Genomic DNA, 17,545 nt, shown 5'->3' with positions numbered 1-17,545 from the left:
ATGAATGCAACCAAGGCCCCCGATGTCCGCCACCTGGTCGATCTCGACCGCTACCCGATCGACGATCTCGAAAGCCCGAAGCGGCGCGAGATCATCGAGAACGCCAAGGCTTCGCTGCGCGAAAACGGCCTTGCATCCTTCCCCGGCTTCCTGACCGAGAAGGGGCTGGCAACCTGCGTCGCCGAGGTGGAGAGCCTGAAGAGCAAGGCTTACGCCCGCAATCTCCAGCGCTTCATCTATCCGCAGGAAACGCTTGATCCGTCGCTCCCGGCCGATCATCCGTTTCGCAAGCCACAGCCGCTGGTGCAGCGCATGCTGTCGGCCGACGTGTTCGACGGCGAGAGCGAATTGCGCAAGATCTACGAATGGGGCGGCCTGCCACCGTTCCTGGCGGAAATCCTCGACCAGAGCGTCTACCAGATCGCCGACCCGTTCCTGTCGCTCGCCGTGATCATGATGAACAACGGCCAGACCCACGACTGGCACTTCGACGGTAACGACTGGGTGGTGACGCTCCTGTTGCAGCGCCCGGAAAAGGGCGGCGAGTTCGAGTTCATTCCGCATACGCGCGACAAGAACAATCCGGGCCTCGACCGCGTCGAAGCCGTGCTGCGCGGCACGTCGGATGAGGTCATCTCCGTGTCGCAGGAGGCCGGCACGCTGGTGCTGTTCTATGGCGACCAGTCCGTCCACCGCGTCGCCCCCTCCTATGGCGAGCGGGACCGCATGGTCGCGGCCTTCTCCTACGACAACGCGCCGGGCTTCGTCTTCAACGAGAAGGTCCATATGAACGCCTCGGGCCGCACGACGCCGCTCTACGTCTCGCCGCGCCTCAGCGCGACCGCCGCCACGAACTGATCACTCCAAGGCCAGAAGGAGCCGGTGATGAAACCTACTTTGCTCATGCCCGCAATGGTGACACGACGCAGCGTTCTCCTCGGTGCGGGCGCTGCCGCCGCGGCGCTCGCCGGCCCCTCCTGGCTGACGGGCGCCCGGGCCAGCGACACTGCCGTCCCGAAGCGGGGCGGCACCTTCCGCGTCGGCGCGGAGGATGCGAGCGCCAAGGACAACCTGGACCCGGCGCTCGCCTTCTCGGGCTTTGCCGCCATGATGTGCCGGGCGATGTACGATTCCCTCGTCAAGGAGGACGCGACGGGAAAACCCTACGATTCGCTCGCCGAGGTCTTCGAGCCGGATGCGACCGCGCAGGTCTGGACCATCCGCATCCGCGACGGCGTGACCTTCCATGACGGCAGGGCGCTGACCATCGACGACGTCGTCTTCTCCATCACCCGCGCCATGGCGACGACCGGCTCGCTCGCCGCGCGCAGCCTGGAGGCGCTGGACCCCAAGGGCATCGAGAAGGACGGCAAGCTGACGGCGCGCCTGCGCCTGAAATATCCCTATTCCTTCTTCAAGCAGGCTTTCTTCCACCCCTGCCTCTCCATCATCCCGACCGACTTCGACGCGAAGACGCCGATCGGCTCGGGGCCGTTCAAGTTCGTCAGCTTCGAGGACCAGACATTCGTCGCCGAGCGCAACCCGAACTACTGGCTGGACGGAAAACCCTATCTCGACCGGATCGAGGTGATCGGTTTCGCCGATCCGACGACGGCGCGGCTCAACGCGCTGATGAGCGGCCAGATCGACGCCATGCCGAACGTCGCCTTCACGCAGGCGCGCACCATCGAGGCGCGGCCGGACCTGAAGCTGCTGTCGGCCGCCGGAGCTTCCTTCGAGCCGTTCACCATGCGGGTGGACCAGCCGCCCTTCAACGATCCGCGCGTGCTGGAAGCCTTCAAGCTGATGGTCGACCGCGAGCAGCTGGTGCGCAACGTCTATGCCGGCCGCGGCCGCATCGGCAACGATCTCGGCTGGGCGCAGGATCCCTATTACAATGCCGACATTCCCCAGCGCGCCTACGATCCGGACAAGGCGAAATTCCTGCTGAAGGAGGCCGGTCAGGAGAACCTCGTGATCGAGCTTCATCCCAGCCCCGAAGCGCCGTGGAATTCGGCGGCGGCGCAGGTCCTCGCCCAGCAGGCCAAGAAGGTCGGGGTCACCGTCAAGCTGGTGGCCTCGGCCGATCTTTCCAGCTTCTACGACCAGAAGTACCTCAAGGTCGAGTTCAGCCAGGACATGTTCGGCCCGAACCCGCTGTCGGTGACGGCCGGCTATTCGCTGCTGCCGGATTCGCCCTACAACGAATCCCACTGGAAGGACGAGAAGGCGGCCGAACTGTTCAAGCTGGCCTCCTCCACCGGCGATGCCGACAAGGCGCGCCAGTATCTCAACGATTTCCAGCAGCTCGTGCATGACAAGGCGGGCTGGATCGTCTGGGGCTTCCGCGATAGCCTGCAGGCCGTCAGCGGCAAGTTCGGCGGGCTGGAGCCGTCGCTGCGCGGCGTCAACATGCACGACCTGTCCGGCGTCTGGGTGCTTTAGGCATCCGGCCGATTTCCTCCCGCCTTGCGCATCGCCCGGATTTGCGGGCGGTGCGCAATCCGTTCCGCCATGGAGGCCGGCAATGCAAAGCTCTCCGATTCCCGCCAGCGACTGGTACGAGGTCGTGCCCTTCGCCGACGGGGTGTTCCTCATCCACGAACCGTGGATCCATCCGTTCTTCCGCTGCAACATGTGGCTCGTGCGCGGGAAGGAGCGGGATCTGCTGGTCGATACCGGCCTCGGTCATTTCAGCCTGCGGGCGCATGTGCCGATGCTCGGCGAGCGGCCGGTCGTCTGCGTGTCGAGCCATGCCCATTTCGACCATATCGGCAGCACGCACGAATTCGACCTGCACCTCGCCCACCCGGCCGAAGCGGAGATCTTCGCTGATCCGCGCCCGGAATGGACGCTCGCCGCCGGCTATGCCAACGAGGAGATGTTCATCGCCCCGCCGGAAGGTTGGGACAGCGTCGCCTACCGCGTCGAACCCTGCCCGGCGACCGGTTTCCTGGAGGACGGCGACGTCGTGGACCTCGGCGACCGGCGCTTCGAGGTCATCCACACGCCTGGCCATTCGCCCGGCGGCATCGCGCTCTTCGAGCAGGCGACCGGCACGCTGATCGCCGGCGATATTATTTATGACGGCGATCTCGTCGACGACACGTTCCATTCGGACAGGCAGGCTTATCGCGCCTCGCTCGACCGCCTCGCGACGCACCCCGTGCGCATCGTCCACGGCGGCCATTTCCAGAGTTTCGGGCCGACCCGGCTCAGGCAGCTGATCGCGGCCTATAAGGGCTGAGCCTCACATCACCTCGCGCAGGTCCGCCGAGGACTGGCGCAGATGCGCGACGATGCCGGCCCGGGCGGCCTGCGGATCGCCGGCCATGACGGCATCGGCCACCTGCTTGTGGAAGTCACCCTCGGAGGTTTTGGCGCGCAGGCGGTCGCGGCAATAGTACCAGAGCCGCACGCTGAGATTGAGATACTGGTTCAGCGAGGCTTCCAGGAAGGGGTTGTGCGCGGCGCGGTAGAGCAGGCGATGGAACTTCGTGTCGAGCGCGTTGATGCGGAGCTGATGCGCTTCGCCGAGCAGGGCCTCGACGCAGGCGGTGATCGCCCGCCGCTCCTCCACGCTGGCGCGCGCGGCGGCAAGCTCCGCCGCCAGCCCCTCCATCTCCACGCGCGCTTCGGTCAGCCAGCGCTCGTCGGCAAGGTTGATCTCGCTGACGAAGGTGCCGCGGCGCGGATAGACGACGATGAGATGTTCGAGCGCCAGGCGCTTGATCGCATCGCGCACCGGCGTCAGCCCGACGCCGAGAGCGCTCGCCAGCTCCGCCTCATTGAGCGGCGCGCCGGGGGGAAGCGCAAGCGAGATGATCCGGTCGCGGATGCTCTCATAGGCAAGGCCGACGGCGGAGCCCGCCTCGCGCTGTCCCTTGGCCTGCACTTCAAAAATTTCAGATCGCATCCGTCGTCCTGTCCCGGTCGGTTTTCCGGAAAATAGCGTTGACAAGCGCGAAGGAAAAGATAGGCTTACTGAAATTTCAGTTTTGAGATGAAAAAAACTTTAGACGTGAGGGTGAGCCGATGTCCCCATCGCAGACGGGCGTGGAACTGCGTTCCCTGGTATGCCGCTACGGCGCGGTGGAGGCCGTGCGCTCCATGGACCTTGCGATCGCGCCGGGGGAATTCTTCACGCTTCTGGGGCCGAGCGGCTGCGGCAAGTCGACGACGCTCCAGGCGATCGGCGGCTTCGCGCCGCCCTCCGGCGGGCGCATCCTCGTCGGCGGCGAGGACATCACCCACCTGCCGCCGGCCCGCCGGCCGACCAATTACGTGTTCCAGAACTACGCGCTCTTCCCGCATATGAGCGTGGCGGAGAATGTCGAATACGGCCTGAAGCGCCGCAAGGTGCCGGCGGCAGAGCGGCGTGTGCGCGTTTCGGCCGAATTGAGGCGCGTCGGCATGCAGGATTTCGCCGCCCGCCGGCCCGCCCAGCTTTCCGGCGGCCAGCAGCAGCGCGTGGCGCTCGCCCGCGCGCTGGTCAACCGCCCCGCCGTGCTGCTGCTCGACGAGCCTTTGTCGGCGCTCGATTTCCTGATGCGCAAGCAGCTGCGCGAGGAGCTGAAGGCGATCCAGCGCGATGTCGGCACCACCACGGTCTTCGTCACGCACGACCAGTCGGAAGCGCTCAGCATGTCGGATCGCATCGCGGTGATGAATGCCGGGCGGATCGAGCAGATCGGCACGCCGGACGAAATCTACGAGCGGCCGCAAACCCGTTTCGTCGCGGAATTCATCGGCAGCGCCAACCTGCTGCCGGGCAGGGTCGCGGAGGGCGGCTCCATCGTCCTCGATGCCGGGGCGACAGTGCGCCTTGCCGATGCCCTGACGCTAGAAGGGCCGCGCTGCCTCCTGATGGTGCGGCCGGAGCACATGTGGTTGGCGGAGGCCGGCGGTCTCGCCGCGACATTCGCCAAATGCACCTATGTCGGCGACCACCACGAGATCTCGGCCACGCTCGCCGATGGCGGCACGGTCACGCTCCGGCAGCAGGCGCGGCCGGTGCTGGCGCCGGGCGCGCCCTGCCGCATCGCCTTCGACGAGACGAAGGCCCACGTCATCCCTGCATCCTAGCAGGCAACCCGAGCCGCTCCCGCGGCCCCAAGCATCGTGAAAGAGGAAACCATGCCCAAGGACAACAGCACCGAATCCGCCGCAAAGAGCGGCGTCCAGGTCATCAAGTTCGGCGATCCGGCCAATGAATGGCACGACTACGGCGACATGCCGGGCGACCGCACGCCGGGCAATCCGATCGGCCAGCACGCTTCCGTCTGGAAATCGGCCGATGGCCGCGTGACGGTCGGCCTGTGGCGGCGCGACGCCGATTTCGGCGACCTGCTCGGCACCGGCCAGTGCTTCGATTTCGTCATCGAGGGCGATGTCACCGTGACCGACCAGCATGGCGTCAGCCACGTCGCCAATTCCGGCGACCTCCTGATCTACAACGAAAAGGACGAGGGCAGCTGGGAGCAGCCCGGCCCGATCCGCAAGATCTTCATCCACGTGCGCGACTGATCGATCATCAACCATCAAGCAAAAAGGGGAACGTCCATGCATAGTTATCGCTTCACGGCCAATCGCCGGCAGGCCCTCAAGCTCATCCTTGCCGGAGCGGGCGTCATGGGCGGCCGCTTCGCCATCCCGTTCTCCGCGGCCCATGCCGCGGAGAGCACCATCGTCTGGGCTGCCAATTCCGGCGAATGCGACCCGGCCGACATCGCCCGCTTCAAGGAGGAGACGGGCATCACGGTGGATTACCGCGAGGTCATCTCCGACGCCGACCAGTTCTTCGCCAGCGTCCGCCCGCAATTTTCCGCCGGCCTGCCGATCGGCTACGACGTGATCTGCATCTCCAGTCAGTATACCTCCTTCTACGCGGAGAACGGCTGGCTCGAACCGCTCGATCCCGCCGCGCTGCCGAATGTGCAGAAGAACCTGCTGCCCTCGCTGAAATCGGTGAAGCATGCCGATATCGCCATCCCCTTCGATTTCGCGCCCGTGGGCCTCGCCTTCAACCGCGCGCATTTCAAGGACGGGCTGGAGTCCTGGGGGCAGCTGCTCGACCCGGCGGTGAAGGGCAAGGTCGGGCTCTATGCGACGCCCATCGTCAACGTCGCCGCCTGGGGACTCTATCTCAAGGCGGAAGGCAAGATCGACAACGTTCCCGCCGAAATGACCCTCGACGAGGCGATGGAAGTGCTGGCCTTCCTGAAGCCGCATATCGAAAGCGGTCAGCTGCTGCCGGCGCAGGGCGAGAATGCCGGCCAGAAACTGTCGAACGGCGACCTCATCGCCGCCATGGCCCCGCCCGTCAACATCTCGCAGCTCGATCCGCAGAAGGTCGGCTTCGCCGTGCCGAAGGAGGGCGCGCCCGCCTATGTCGACCGGCTCGGCATTCCCAAGGGCGCTGCGAACCCTGAGGCCGCGCTCGCCTTCATCGACTGGTGGTTCCGGCCGGAAAATGCCGCGAGCTTCTGCCGCTACACGCTGCAATATCCCTATACGGTCGGCGTCAAGGAGGCGCTGGAGAAGATCGACCCGGCGCTTGCCGCCAATCCGCTGATCTTCCCGCCCGCCGACGTGCTCGACCGGCTCTACCCCTATCCGGCGCCCTGGGACCAGCGCGAGCGCGCCCAGATCGCCCGGACCTGGACGCAGATGATCAGTGGCTGAGATGGTCTCGCTCACAAAGGCGGCCGGCGCGCGCTCCTCCGGGGCGCGGGCCGGCTGGCCGGAAATGCTGCCGACGCTGGCCTGGCTCGTCGCGCTCCTCGTCCTGCCGCTCGTCTATATCCTGCGCATGTCGTTCAGCGCCGATCCCTTCGCGCTGACGGCGACCGGCTGGTCGCTTGCCAACTACGCGGATTCGATCCCCTTCTACTGGAACAACCTGCTCAACTCGGTGCTGATCGGCCTGTCGGCGACCATCCTCGCCTTCGCCATCGCCATGCCGGTCGCCTACGGCATCTCCTTCTATGGCGGCCGCTGGAAGGCGGTGCTGCTTTTCGCCTTCTTCGCGCCGTTCCTGACCAGCTATCTCATCCGCATCGTCGCCTGGCAGACGCTGCTCGGCGCCAATGGTCCGCTCTTCGCCCCACTCCATGCGGCGACGGGGCTAGAGGTGCGAGTGCTCGGAACGCCCTTCGCGGTGGTGGCGGGCCTCACCTACCAGCTCGTGCCCTTCGTGCTCCTGCCGCTCTACACCGCCTTCAATCGCATCGACCGCACGCTTTGCGCCGCGGCGGACGATCTTTACTCCGGCCGTTGTGGCGCAGGCGGGGCGACGCTCGGCATGGCCGGCGGCCTAGCCGTCGGTCTGCTGCTCGCCGCGGTGTTCTTCGGCGCGGGCGGCCTTGCCGCGCCGGGGCCGATGCTCTTCGTGCTGGCGGCGGCGCTTCTTGGCGCGGCGGTCGGCGGCACGATGACGGAGCGGTTCGCGCTGATCGTCTTCCCGCTTTCGCGCAACGGCTTCATCGCCGCCGCCGTGCTCTCCTTCATCCCGGCGCTCGGCGATTACGTCAATGCCGCGCTGCTCGGCGATATCCGCACGCAGATGCTCGGCAACGTCATCCAGGCGAAGTTCCTGGTGGAGCTGGACTATGCCGGGGCGGCGGCCCTGTCGGCGACGCTGCTGGTCGCCGCCATGCTGCTGCTCACCCTTCTCCTGCGTCTCATCCGCGGCACGGAGCTTCTCGATGTCGTCTAGCACCCCCACGAAACGGGAAGGCTTGGCGGTGCGCGCCATGATCGGGCTGGCGCTCGTCTTCATGTTCGCGCCCGTCCTCACCATGATCGTCTTTTCCTTCAACGATCCCGGCGGCCGCTTCAACTACGAACTCGGCACCTTCTCGCTGGACGCCTGGCGCGAGCCCTTCGCCGTGCCGCAGCTTGGCGTGGCGATCCGCAACAGCCTCGTCGTGGCGGCGGCCTCGGCGCTGCTGGCGGCCCTGCTCGGCACGCCGGTCGGCTTTGCGCTGGGGCGGCGCAAGTTCATCGGCCGCGGCGCGGTCTCGGGCCTCACCTTCATTCCGCTGGCGACGCCGGAAGTGGTGCTCGGCGCGGGCATGCTGATCCTCTTCGTGGCGACGGCGACGATCCCGCTCCTCAAGACCCTGACCGGCGGCCTGTTCTATCCGCTCGGCTTTCCCAGCGTCATCGCCGCCCACACGACGCTCGGCCTCAGCTTCGTCATCATCAACGTGCGCGCCCGCGTCATCGGTGCCGGCGTGACGCTGGAACAGGCCGCGCGCGACCTCGGCGCCTCCGGCTTCACCGCGTTCCGCACGATCTGGCTGCCGATCATCCTGCCGGGCATCCTCTCCGGCGCGCTGCTCACCTTCGCCATCTCGCTCGACGATTTCGTGCTGACCAACTTCACCGCGGGCGGAACGACCATGTTCCCGACCTGGCTCTACGGCCTGATGCGCCGCGAACTGCCGCCGCAGATCGCCGTGGTCGGCACGCTGATTTTCCTCGTCTCGCTCGGCCTCGTGGCGCTTTCGGCAAAACTCTCGGGACGGCAGCCGGCCTGACGTCCCCTCATTCTTCCCGGTCGAGCCGGCGGCTGACGCGCCAGCGATCCTCGCCCCGGTTCTCCAGCAGCCAGGATTTTTCCGCGATCGCCGTTCCCTTGCCGGTTTTGTAGGCGTCGATCGTCAAGGTGATCCGGTCGTCGTCGAGGCGTTCGACGCGCCCGCCCGCCACCGCGCCATCGCTGAATTCCACATGCACCGGCCCTTCCTGCGGAGGCTCGTCCGCCACGGCCGGGCATCCTGGATAGGCATGGCTGTCCATCATCCTGATCATTGTCTTTCTCCTTTCCGAAAGGTCGCAGCCGGGGAACGCTTGACCGTACATATTTCTTCATATACGAAATCATATATGGAGTTGTGACGAACGGCAATCTCCATTGCAACGCAACAACGAGGGATGCGGTTGCCGCCGCCCCCTGGAAGAGGTTTTCATGTATTACTTCGCCTATTGCACATGGCTGCATGACATCGAGATCGCCCGCTTCATGCCGGAGGCAAAGCCGGTGACCAAGGCCTATGCCGCCAACCACGCGCTACGCTTCCATGCGGCGGGCGACCGCACGGATCGCGGCTGGTGCCATTTCCTCGGCACGGCGGATGCCTGGGGCGAGCGCGCCGAAGGCGTTGTCTTCGAGCATGACGACACGCATTTTTCCGAGGACTACGACGATTTCGAGCGCTGCTGCGTGACGGTTCACGGCGAGGACGGCAAGCAGTACGATTGCTGGACCTACCGGCTGATCCGCCCCGGCATCGCCATGCGTCCGCCGAACTTCTACTGGGAGCATATCCCGACCGGCCTGAAGCAGTGGAATTTCCCGCCGGAATACATCGCCAAGGTGCAGGCGGTCTTCGATGCTGCCGCCGAGTGCCCGCGCGCCGACCGCCCGAACCCGTCGGCCATCCCGGGCAAGGGCGCCGACACGCGCTGACCCGACCGGCGGCGCCGGCCCGCCGGCGCCGCCGTCTCCATGCCGACTGCATGCAAGATCAATAACGACAGGGGTAATGCAATGAAACATGGGATCATCCGAACCTTCATGCTGGCCGCCGCGGCGACAGCCGTCTTCGCCGGCGCCGTCCAGGCCGGGGAGGGCGCCAAGCTCGTGCCCGAGCCCGTCCGTCAGGCGGGCAAGATCACGGTGGGCTCGCAGCAGACCTTCCCGCCCATCGAATTCCGCGAGCCGGGCTTAAGCGTGGTAACCGGCGCCAGCGCCGATCTCCTCGCCGAGATCGCCAAGCGGCTGGAACTGAAGCTGGAATATGTCCAGGCCGAATATGCCGCGCTCATTCCCGGCATCGAGGCGAAACGCTTCGACGTCGCCTCCGGCGGCATCAGCGACACGGAGGAGCGTGAGCAGAAGCTCGATTTCGTCAACTACATGCTCTCCGGCGGCTCGGCCATGGTGCGCACCGAGGATGCGGACAAGTACAAGACCATCGCGGATTTCTGCGGCAAGTCGGTCGCCACGCTGCTCGGCAGCCGCGTCATCATGGCCAAGGTGGAGGAGGCGTCCGCCGCCTGCACGGGCAAGGGCGAGGCGGAAATCCGCGCCGAGCAGCTTCCCTCCGCGCCGGATGCCCGCATGCAGCTCGACCTCAAGCGCGTCGACGCCTATCTCGGCGACTTCCCGGCGCTCGTCTACATGGGCACGCAGTTCCCCGGCAAATACTCCATCGTCGGCGGCAACTACATGCTGACGCCCTACATCACCTCCTGGGGCTTTTCCAAGGACAATACCGCGCTGCGCGATGCGGTGAAGGTGACGCTGCAGGAAATGCTGGACGACGGCGCCTACAAGACGATCATGGACAAGTGGGGCGTCGGCGGCGCCGTGCTGCCCGAGATCACCGTCAACCTGCCGGCCAGCAAGCGCTGACGGGGAGGAAAGGCCATGGCCATGACGGACCGTCTTTCCGCCCCGGAACTTCCGATCGTGCATCGACGCCGCTGGGGAGCCTGGCTCCTCGGCGCCGTCGCCCTCGTCGTGGTGGTGACGATCGTCCACGCGGCCATTCGCGCGCGAATCGTCAATCTCGGCGTCTTCGCCGATTACATCTTCGATCCGCTCATCGTCATGGGGGCGGTCAACGCCCTCATGCTCGGCACGCTGGCGCTGTTCATCGCCACGATCATCGGCTTCATCGCCGCCCTGATGCGGGTCAGCGGCAATCCCATCCTGGTCGCCATCTCCGCAACCTATGTCTATCTCTTCCGCGGCACGCCGATGCTGATCCAGCTCATCTTCTGGTTCAACGCGGTGCCGATCATGTTCCCGTCGATCACCATCAGCCTGCCCTTCATGGCCGAGCCGCTGGTCTCCACGCCCACCACCTCGCTCGTCACGCCGTTCCTTGCCGCGCTTGCCGGCCTTAGCCTCGCGGAAGGAGCCTATATGAGCGAGATCATCCGCGCCGGCATCCTCGCGGTCGACAAGGGCCAGCGGGCGGCGGCGACGGCGCTCGGCATGACCCAGCGCCAGGTATTGGCGCAGGTCGTCATCCCGCAGGCCGGCCGCATCATCATCCCGGCGGCGGGCAACCAGTACATCATGCTTTTGAAATCCTCCTCGCTGGCCTCGGCCATCGGCTATCTCGAACTCCTGCGTGTTGCGACCGACATCTATTCCTCGAACTTCCAGGTCGTCGAACTGCTGGCCGTCGCCGCCTTCTGGTATCTCGTCATGACCGCCTTCGCGACAGCGATCCAGACCGTCCTCGAAAAGGTTTTCCCGCAAAGATGAGCACCGCACCCGAACAGACCCCCGCCGTCTCCGTGGTCGGCGTTTCCAAGAAATGGGCCGCCGTCTCGGCCTTCACCGATGTCAGCTTCGACGTGCCGCAGGGCGAGGTCGTGGCGCTGCTCGGCCCGTCCGGCGCCGGCAAGTCCACGCTGCTGCGCTGCGTCAATCACCTCGAGACCATCTCGGCCGGCCGCATCTACGTGCACGGCGACCTGATCGGCTACCGGCTGGGCGCTCAGGCGCTCTACGAACTGTCGGACGCGGAGATCAGCCGCCAGCGGCAGAAGATCGGCATGGTGTTCCAGCACTTCAACCTGTTCAAGCACATGACGGCTTTGCAGAACGTGATGAGCGGCCCGGTCCACGTCTTGCAAAGGCCGAAGGCGCAAGCCACGGCGCTGGCGATGGACCTGCTCGACAAGGTGGGTCTCAAGGCCAAGGCAGACGCCTATCCGTCGGAACTCTCCGGTGGCCAGCAGCAGCGCGTCGCCATCGCGCGGGCGCTCGCCATGCAGCCGCGCGTCCTCCTGCTCGACGAGCCGACCTCGGCGCTCGATCCGGAACTGGCGCAGGAGGTGGTCGAGACGATCCGCAAGCTCGCCGAGGAAGGCCAGACCATGCTGATCGCCACCCACGACATGGGCATCGCCCGCGACGTCGCCGACCGGGTGATCTTCATGGAGGGCGGCCGCGTTGCCGAGGATGCGCGCTCGAAGGACTTCTTCACCGCGCCGAAGAGCGACCGCGCCCGGCAGTTTCTCGCCCGGCTGCTGCCGGCCCACTAGCTCACCAGATTCTCTTTGTGAGCCCGGCGGTTCGCTCTCAGGCGGGCCATCGAAGCCTTGCGCATTCCGAAGGAGGAAACATGCCCCCGCTCTTCAACAACCTGCATCACGTCTGCATCGTGGTCCGCGATCTCGAAAAGACCGTCGCCTATTATGAGAGCCTCGGGGTCGGCCCCTGGTTCGACTACCCCAAGAAGGGCGCCTATCTCGAATTCGACGTGCCCAACAAGGCAGCCTCGGACGCCATGCGCTACAAGTGCTGCGATCTCGACAACGTGCAGATCCAGCTCTGCGATCCGGGCGAACTGGATTCGCCCCAGAAGCGATTTCTCGACGAACGGGGCGAGGGTGTCTATCACCTCGGCTTCGAGGTGGCCGATCGCGATGCGGCCGAAGCCCATGGCCGCGCGCTCGGCCTCGGGGTCGTGGCCCGCGGCAGGCGCATGGACGGTTCGGGCTTCTGCTACTTCGACACGCGGGACAAGGCCGGCATCGTGCTCGAAGTCCGCAAGTCCTGAGCCTCGGGGTGATGCGCATCTTTTCCGGCGGGGAGGCCGGGCCGGATCTCGGCGCGGCCGTGCGGGGGCGTGAAAGCGTCCTGCTGTGCCTTGCCGCCATGGTGCTGTTCGCCGCGTCGGACATCGTCGCCAAACATCTGTCGGTGACGTTCCACCCCCTGCAGATCGCCTGGTTTCGTTACCTCGCGGCTTCGACCCTGCTGGCGGCCGTCTGTCTGCGCTTCGGCAGGCCGGCTCCCAGCGCGGCTTCGGCGGCGCAGATCATCCGTGGCGTCGGCATGGCCGGAGCAACGATCCTGCTGGTGGCCGCCCTCAGCCTCCAGCCGGTGGCGGAGGCGACCGCACTCGTCTTCATCTCCCCTTGCCTCGTCACGCTGCTGTGCGTGCTGGTCCTCAAGGAACGCGTGCCCGCGTGGCGGTGGGTGGGCGTCTTCGGTGGCCTGCTTGGGGTATTGGTCATCCTGCGTCCGGGATTTGCCGGCTACAATCCCGCCGCCCTCTTTTCGATCGCGTCGGCCGCGTGCTGGGCGACGGCGCTCGTGATGACGCGGCGGGCGGTGGTGGCCGACAGCCTGGCGACGACGCTCGCCTATTCCTCCCTGACGGGCTTCGTGCTCTTGACCGCGGCGCTGCCTCTCGTCTTCCGGGGGTTGAGCATCGCCGATCTGGCGCTGTCTTGGGCGACGGCCGTGTTATGGCTGGCAGCGCATGTCGCCATCGCCTTCGCCTATCGCCGGCCCGAGGCGCAGGTTTCCCGCCTCGCGCCGATTTCCTATACGCATCTGCTCTGGGCCACAGGCTTCGGCTACCTCGTGTTCGGCACGATACCGGACGTGATGACGGTCGCCGGCGCGGCGCTGATCATCGCAAGCGGGCTGGTGGCCCGCAAGGGAGGGAAGCAACCGGCGTGAAATCGAGCGGAAAGCGAGTTTCGCCATGACGGACATGCTTTGATCGGGGCGGGCGATATGGGGTTCGCCACCGTTTCTCGGCCATCGACATGCACGAGGCTTTGCGCATGAGGGCGCACGGCGTCGAGGCGGCGCGGCGACGCTCGCAGGAGCTGGGTGCATAGGCAGGGAACGGCCTGAGCCCTTCTTGTGTTGCCGCAGCCCTTGAATGCCGGAGGCCATTGCTCCATACACGAAGAGATATATCCATCTCCACCGGAGCGGGCAGAGAGCCACCGGGAAAGGAACAGTATTCATGGCATCAAGAAAGGCCTCCGCCGGCGAATTCATCGCATCGGATGTACGCAATCGCCTGCGCAGCATGATTCTCGGCGCGGAATTGAAGCCCGGGCAAAGGCTCGTCGAAGACGATCTCTGTGAGCGGCTGAGCGTCGGGCGGACGCCCGTGCGCGAAGCACTGCTGCTGCTTCAGGGGGAAGGCTTTCTCAGCCGTGAACGGGGTTGGGTCGTCGAAACGATCGATCGCAGCCAGGTGCGCGCCATTTTCGAAAGCCGCGCCGCAATCGAATCGGCCACGGCAAGGCTGGCTGCGCGTCACGCCGAGCAAAACGAGCTGGATACGCTTGCCCAGCTGATCGAGGCGATGGAGCCTGGTGAAACATTGACGCGCAGCGAATTGAACAGCCTCAATACGCGGTTTCACAAGCAGATTGTCTCCGCATCGAAGAACCCCTTTCTTGCTCAATTCCATGAGCGGACACAGTTTCACTACTGGATGCTGCGGGTGCCGATCCTGTTTTCCGAATCCGAGGTTCGGGAGACAAATCTCCAGCATCGACGCATTCTCGAAGCGCTCGTCGATCGAAACGAAGACGAAGCTGAACGTGCCGCGCGGCATCACGTCGAGGCGACGATGGCGATCGTCGAACCGGCGATCGATCTTTGACAAGGAGGATTGGCCGGCTGCAGTGACGATCGCTCGGATGATGAACAGCGAGTTGGCGGTCCGCGCCGAATGGGTGAAGGGACGGATCAGCGCGCCGGCCTTCAGAAAGTGCGACGCGGTAATGTTGCCGCGCCTGAAGATGGCTGCAAGTTCCTTATTTCGCCACACAGAAACATGAGTATAAAAGTCTTGTTTTAATGAGGGGCAGGGCATATACGCTCATTTTGATCCACTCCCCATCAGGACATCGACGGTGAAAGCACTCAACAGATTTCTGGCCGTGTTCGGCCTTTCTTCCACGCTCGCCTTTGCGGTGCAGCCGGTATTCGCATCCACCGCCTATCCGCTGACCATCGAAAACTGCGGTGCGACGGTGACCTTCGCCAAGGCGCCCGAGCGGGCGATCGGTCTTGGCCAGAACAGCGCGGAAATCCTGCTGCTGCTCGGCCTTGAAGACAAGATGGTCGGCACGGCGTTCTGGCCGAGCAAGGTGCTGCCGCAGCTCGCCGAGGCCAACGCCAAGGTCAAGTTGTTGACGGTCGAGTTCCCGACATTCGAGGCGATCCTGGCCGAGAACCCGGATTTCGTCGCTGCCGCGTTGCCGACCCTGATCGGCCCGAGCAGCAAGGTCGCCAAGCGTGAGGATTTCGAGAAGGTCGGCATGCCGTCCTACGTTTCGCCCAGCACCTGCCTCAGCACCGAAAAGGTCAAGAACGAGTATGGCAGCCGCGACCAGCTGTGGAACATGGAGCTGCTCTACAAGGAGATCGACGAGCTTTCGCAGATCTTCGATGTTGCCGATCGTGGCCAGGCGCTGATCGCCGACTTCAAGAAGCGCGAGGCTGCCCTCCGCTCCGGCGTGTCGAAGGACGGCAAGCCGCTCTCCTACGTCTTCTGGTTCTCCAGCCAGTCGCCTTCCGCCGATGCCTATCTTGGCGGCAAGAACAGTGCATCGGGTTACATCGCCGACCTGCTCGGCGGCAGGAACGCCATCACGGCGGAGGCCGAATGGCCGACGCTCGGCTGGGAAAGCATCATTGCCGCCAACCCGGACGTCATCGTCGTCGCCAGTCTCGACCGCAATCGCTGGGAACTCGACAAGCCCGAGGCCAAGATCGCGTTCCTGAACAGCGATCCGGCCGTCAGCCAGATGCCGGCGGTCCAGAACAAGGCGATCGTCGTGATGGACGGCCAGGCCATGAACCCGACCATACGCACGGTTTACGGTGCCGAGCAGGTGGCCGGGCAGCTCAAGGCGCTCGGTCTGTTGAAGTGATCGCTTCGCACCATCCTCGGCGGCAGCATGTCGTCTTCGGCGTGCTGCTGCTGGCCTCGCTGGCGGCTATCGCGCTGGTCGTCGGGGTGAGCGTCGGAATCGGCGATCTGCCGATTCCGCTTTCCACGACCTTCTCTGCCGTAACCAACCGGCTGGGGTGGACGGCGGTGGAACTCAATCGCATCCACGAGACGGTGATCTGGGACTATCGCCTCAGCCGGGCGCTGGTCGCGGCCTTCTGTGGGGCGGGGCTTGCCCTCTCGGGCGCGATCATGCAGTCGCTGCTGCGCAATCCGCTTGCCGAGCCCTATGTGCTCGGCATCTCGGCCGGCGCATCCACGGGGGCGGTTGCTGTCGTCATCCTCGGCATCGGCGCGGGGGCCGTGTCCCTGTCGGCCGGTGCCTTTGCCGGTGCTTTTGCGGCCTTCTTCTTCGTGGCGCTGCTTTCGAACGGTACGCGGGGCGGGGCGGATCGAACCATCCTTGCGGGGGTCGCCGCATCGCAGATGTTCAATGCCGCGACAGCCTATATCGTCACGACGTCGGGCAACGCACAGCAGGCGCGCGACGTGATGTTCTGGCTTCTCGGAAGCTTCGGCGGCGTTCGCTGGCCGGAATTCGCGCTGGTGTCCGTCATCATCAGCCTCGGGCTGATCGCCTGTCTGTTTTACGCCCGCGTGCTGGATGCCTTCGCCTTCGGGGACGAGGCGGCCTCTGCGCTCGGGGTCAATGTCGGCCAGGCAAGGATCGTGCTTTTCGCCTTGACCGCCATGATGACGGCGACGATCGTCAGCATGGTCGGCTCGATCGGCTTTGTCGGACTTGTCGTTCCGCATGCGGCACGGTTCCTCGTCGGGCCGGTGCATATCCGCCTGCTTCCGGCCTGCGCCGTGGCCGGGGCGATCTTCATGGTGCTCGCCGATGTCGCCTCCCGCACCCTGGTCCCGCAGCAGGTTCTGCCGATCGGCGTCGTGACGGCGCTTGTGGGCGTCCCCTTCTTTTCCGTCATTCTGTACCGGTTCCAGCGTGCATCATGAGCATTGAGGTCCACGACATCGTTTGGAAGATCGGCAAGAAGACGATCATCGACGGCATTTCCTTCGAGGCGCCTAAGGGCAAGATGCTGGGCCTGCTCGGCCCGAACGGCTCCGGCAAGACCTCGCTTCTGCGCCTGATTGCCGGGCTGAAGCGGCCGCACTCCGGAAAGGTGACACTGGATGCGCAGGATATCGGGACCATCGGCCGCCGGTCCGTCGCCCGGCGCATGGCATTTGTCGAACAGCATGCCACGACAAACGCCAATCTCCGGGTCGTCGATGTCGTCAAGCTGGGCCGGTTTCCGCACCGGTCGATGTTCTCCGGCTGGACGCCGGCCGATGAGGAGGCCGTGGAAGATGCGCTCGACCGCGCCGGCATTCTCGAAAAGCGCAACGACCGCTGGCAAAGCCTGTCGGGCGGGGAAAAGCAGCGCGCCCATATTGCCCGGGCGCTGGCCCAGTCGCCATCGGAACTGATCCTCGACGAGCCGACGAACCACCTCGACATACAGCACCAGATCGGCTTGATGCGGCTGGTCTCCGGCCTGCCGATCACCAGCATCATCGCCCTGCACGATTTGAACCACGCAGCGATGTTCTGCGATCGCCTGATCGTCCTGCAGAAGGGCAGGATCGTCGCTTGCGGGGCGCCGCACGAGGTCTTGACCGAACATCTCCTGAAGGAGGTGTTCTCGGTGGAGGCCCGGGTCGAAAGCTCGGCCTATCATGCGCGCCCGCATATTCAGTATCTGCGGTAGGCGTCTACCCGCTCGACGCCGACCGAG

Annotated in this window: 20 protein-coding genes; 18 read left to right on the top strand and 2 right to left on the bottom strand. The window is 65.3% G+C overall.

Translation table 11 applies throughout. The features are described from left to right. The 3 genes from AABF56_RS28940 (at position 1) to AABF56_RS28930 (ending at position 3,247) form a co-directional block, all read left to right on the top strand. On the top strand, positions 1 to 858 hold the full coding sequence (locus AABF56_RS28940; protein WP_272808621.1) for a 2OG-Fe(II) oxygenase: 858 nt from the start codon (positions 1 to 3) through the stop codon (positions 856 to 858). A gap of 27 nt (positions 859 to 885) precedes the next feature. Then, on the top strand, positions 886 to 2,445 hold the full coding sequence (locus AABF56_RS28935) for an ABC transporter substrate-binding protein (protein WP_272808622.1): 1,560 nt from the start codon (positions 886 to 888) through the stop codon (positions 2,443 to 2,445). An 82-nt stretch (positions 2,446 to 2,527) separates the two neighbouring features. Beyond that, positions 2,528 to 3,247 (top strand): MBL fold metallo-hydrolase, encoded by a 720-nt coding sequence (locus AABF56_RS28930; RefSeq protein ID WP_272808623.1) that lies wholly within the window; start codon positions 2,528 to 2,530, stop codon positions 3,245 to 3,247. Positions 3,248 to 3,250: 3 nt separating this feature from the next. Here the strand turns inward: AABF56_RS28930 and AABF56_RS28925 are convergent, their stop codons facing one another. Next, entirely contained in the window at positions 3,251 to 3,916 is a 666-nt protein-coding gene (locus AABF56_RS28925; RefSeq protein WP_272808624.1) for a GntR family transcriptional regulator, read from the bottom strand. Positions 3,917 to 4,035: 119 nt separating this feature from the next. Here AABF56_RS28925 and AABF56_RS28920 point away from each other — a divergent pair, with 119 nt between their 5' ends. Genes AABF56_RS28920 through AABF56_RS28900 form a run of 5 tightly spaced genes read left to right on the top strand, consistent with a single transcriptional unit; the run spans position 4,036 to position 8,543 of the window. Beyond that, positions 4,036 to 5,085 (top strand): ABC transporter ATP-binding protein, encoded by a 1,050-nt coding sequence (locus tag AABF56_RS28920; protein WP_272808625.1) that lies wholly within the window; start codon positions 4,036 to 4,038, stop codon positions 5,083 to 5,085. Between the two features lie 51 nt (positions 5,086 to 5,136). After that, positions 5,137 to 5,526, top strand: coding sequence for a cupin domain-containing protein (locus AABF56_RS28915; RefSeq protein ID WP_244768659.1), 390 nt, complete (start codon positions 5,137 to 5,139; stop codon positions 5,524 to 5,526). 36 nt (positions 5,527 to 5,562) lie between these two features. Further along, positions 5,563 to 6,684: an ABC transporter substrate-binding protein gene (locus AABF56_RS28910; RefSeq protein ID WP_272808626.1), complete on the top strand. Its 1,122-nt coding sequence runs from the start codon at positions 5,563 to 5,565 to the stop codon at positions 6,682 to 6,684. After that, entirely contained in the window at positions 6,677 to 7,717 is a 1,041-nt protein-coding gene (locus AABF56_RS28905) for an ABC transporter permease (RefSeq protein WP_272808627.1), read from the top strand. The genes AABF56_RS28910 and AABF56_RS28905 overlap by 8 nt, the downstream gene beginning before the upstream one ends. After that, the gene (locus tag AABF56_RS28900; protein ID WP_272808628.1) at positions 7,707 to 8,543 is read left to right on the top strand and encodes an ABC transporter permease; all 837 of its coding nucleotides are present in this window, start codon (positions 7,707 to 7,709) and stop codon (positions 8,541 to 8,543) included. Before AABF56_RS28905 ends, AABF56_RS28900 begins: the two co-directional genes overlap by 11 nt. Positions 8,544 to 8,550: 7 nt before the next feature. On the opposite strand, the gene AABF56_RS28895 is transcribed toward AABF56_RS28900, so the two are convergent. Then, a complete protein-coding gene (locus tag AABF56_RS28895; RefSeq protein ID WP_272808629.1) occupies positions 8,551 to 8,817 on the bottom strand; it encodes a hypothetical protein in 267 nt (88 codons plus the stop codon). 157 nt (positions 8,818 to 8,974) lie between these two features. On the opposite strand from AABF56_RS28895, the gene AABF56_RS28890 reads away from it, so the two are divergent. From AABF56_RS28890 to AABF56_RS28845, 10 genes are all read left to right on the top strand, one after another. Then, on the top strand, positions 8,975 to 9,475 hold the full coding sequence (locus tag AABF56_RS28890; protein WP_272808630.1) for a gamma-glutamylcyclotransferase family protein: 501 nt from the start codon (positions 8,975 to 8,977) through the stop codon (positions 9,473 to 9,475). 81 nt (positions 9,476 to 9,556) lie between these two features. After that, entirely contained in the window at positions 9,557 to 10,423 is an 867-nt protein-coding gene (locus AABF56_RS28885; RefSeq protein ID WP_272808631.1) for an ABC transporter substrate-binding protein, read from the top strand. Between the two features lie 15 nt (positions 10,424 to 10,438). After that, positions 10,439 to 11,287: an amino acid ABC transporter permease gene (locus AABF56_RS28880; protein ID WP_244768666.1), complete on the top strand. Its 849-nt coding sequence runs from the start codon at positions 10,439 to 10,441 to the stop codon at positions 11,285 to 11,287. Continuing rightward, entirely contained in the window at positions 11,284 to 12,072 is a 789-nt protein-coding gene (locus AABF56_RS28875) for an amino acid ABC transporter ATP-binding protein (RefSeq protein ID WP_272808632.1), read from the top strand. The genes AABF56_RS28880 and AABF56_RS28875 overlap by 4 nt, the downstream gene beginning before the upstream one ends. Positions 12,073 to 12,152: 80 nt before the next feature. Beyond that, positions 12,153 to 12,590 (top strand): VOC family protein, encoded by a 438-nt coding sequence (locus tag AABF56_RS28870; protein WP_272808633.1) that lies wholly within the window; start codon positions 12,153 to 12,155, stop codon positions 12,588 to 12,590. A gap of 11 nt (positions 12,591 to 12,601) precedes the next feature. Continuing rightward, a complete protein-coding gene (locus AABF56_RS28865; RefSeq protein ID WP_272808634.1) occupies positions 12,602 to 13,501 on the top strand; it encodes a DMT family transporter in 900 nt (299 codons plus the stop codon). Between the two features lie 295 nt (positions 13,502 to 13,796). Then, a complete protein-coding gene (locus tag AABF56_RS28860; protein ID WP_244768670.1) occupies positions 13,797 to 14,447 on the top strand; it encodes a GntR family transcriptional regulator in 651 nt (216 codons plus the stop codon). Between the two features lie 253 nt (positions 14,448 to 14,700). Further along, entirely contained in the window at positions 14,701 to 15,723 is a 1,023-nt protein-coding gene (locus AABF56_RS28855) for an ABC transporter substrate-binding protein (protein WP_443021248.1), read from the top strand. After that, the gene (locus tag AABF56_RS28850; protein WP_272808635.1) at positions 15,720 to 16,760 is read left to right on the top strand and encodes a FecCD family ABC transporter permease; all 1,041 of its coding nucleotides are present in this window, start codon (positions 15,720 to 15,722) and stop codon (positions 16,758 to 16,760) included. The genes AABF56_RS28855 and AABF56_RS28850 overlap by 4 nt, the downstream gene beginning before the upstream one ends. Beyond that, the gene (locus tag AABF56_RS28845; protein ID WP_272808636.1) at positions 16,757 to 17,518 is read left to right on the top strand and encodes an ABC transporter ATP-binding protein; all 762 of its coding nucleotides are present in this window, start codon (positions 16,757 to 16,759) and stop codon (positions 17,516 to 17,518) included. The genes AABF56_RS28850 and AABF56_RS28845 overlap by 4 nt, the downstream gene beginning before the upstream one ends. Positions 17,519 to 17,545 lie beyond the last annotated feature (27 nt).

Source organism: Shinella sp. WSC3-e (assembly GCF_945994535.1).
GTDB lineage: Bacteria > Pseudomonadota > Alphaproteobacteria > Rhizobiales > Rhizobiaceae > Shinella > Shinella yambaruensis.
The sequence above is the reverse complement of the archived record's forward strand: the minus strand, read 5'-3'. Positions and strand labels throughout refer to the sequence as shown.

What these genes read in the sequence shown, in the direction of transcription:
- AABF56_RS28920 (WP_272808625.1), top strand. Translation starts at nt 4,036, where the DNA reads ATGTCCCCATCGCAGACGGGCGTGGAACTGCGTTCCCTGGTATGCCGC.
- AABF56_RS28880 (WP_244768666.1), top strand. Translation starts at nt 10,439, where the DNA reads ATGGCCATGACGGACCGTCTTTCCGCCCCGGAACTTCCGATCGTGCAT.
- AABF56_RS28860 (WP_244768670.1), top strand. Translation starts at nt 13,797, where the DNA reads ATGGCATCAAGAAAGGCCTCCGCCGGCGAATTCATCGCATCGGATGTA.
- AABF56_RS28930 (WP_272808623.1), top strand. Translation starts at nt 2,528, where the DNA reads ATGCAAAGCTCTCCGATTCCCGCCAGCGACTGGTACGAGGTCGTGCCC.
- AABF56_RS28895 (WP_272808629.1), bottom strand. Translation starts at nt 8,817, where the DNA reads ATGATCAGGATGATGGACAGCCATGCCTATCCAGGATGCCCGGCCGTG.
- AABF56_RS28900 (WP_272808628.1), top strand. Translation starts at nt 7,707, where the DNA reads ATGTCGTCTAGCACCCCCACGAAACGGGAAGGCTTGGCGGTGCGCGCC.
- AABF56_RS28925 (WP_272808624.1), bottom strand. Translation starts at nt 3,916, where the DNA reads ATGCGATCTGAAATTTTTGAAGTGCAGGCCAAGGGACAGCGCGAGGCG.
- AABF56_RS28915 (WP_244768659.1), top strand. Translation starts at nt 5,137, where the DNA reads ATGCCCAAGGACAACAGCACCGAATCCGCCGCAAAGAGCGGCGTCCAG.
- AABF56_RS28845 (WP_272808636.1), top strand. Translation starts at nt 16,757, where the DNA reads ATGAGCATTGAGGTCCACGACATCGTTTGGAAGATCGGCAAGAAGACG.
- AABF56_RS28865 (WP_272808634.1), top strand. Translation starts at nt 12,602, where the DNA reads ATGCGCATCTTTTCCGGCGGGGAGGCCGGGCCGGATCTCGGCGCGGCC.
- AABF56_RS28885 (WP_272808631.1), top strand. Translation starts at nt 9,557, where the DNA reads ATGAAACATGGGATCATCCGAACCTTCATGCTGGCCGCCGCGGCGACA.
- AABF56_RS28935 (WP_272808622.1), top strand. Translation starts at nt 886, where the DNA reads ATGAAACCTACTTTGCTCATGCCCGCAATGGTGACACGACGCAGCGTT.
- AABF56_RS28890 (WP_272808630.1), top strand. Translation starts at nt 8,975, where the DNA reads ATGTATTACTTCGCCTATTGCACATGGCTGCATGACATCGAGATCGCC.
- AABF56_RS28940 (WP_272808621.1), top strand. Translation starts at nt 1, where the DNA reads ATGAATGCAACCAAGGCCCCCGATGTCCGCCACCTGGTCGATCTCGAC.
- AABF56_RS28875 (WP_272808632.1), top strand. Translation starts at nt 11,284, where the DNA reads ATGAGCACCGCACCCGAACAGACCCCCGCCGTCTCCGTGGTCGGCGTT.
- AABF56_RS28910 (WP_272808626.1), top strand. Translation starts at nt 5,563, where the DNA reads ATGCATAGTTATCGCTTCACGGCCAATCGCCGGCAGGCCCTCAAGCTC.
- AABF56_RS28870 (WP_272808633.1), top strand. Translation starts at nt 12,153, where the DNA reads ATGCCCCCGCTCTTCAACAACCTGCATCACGTCTGCATCGTGGTCCGC.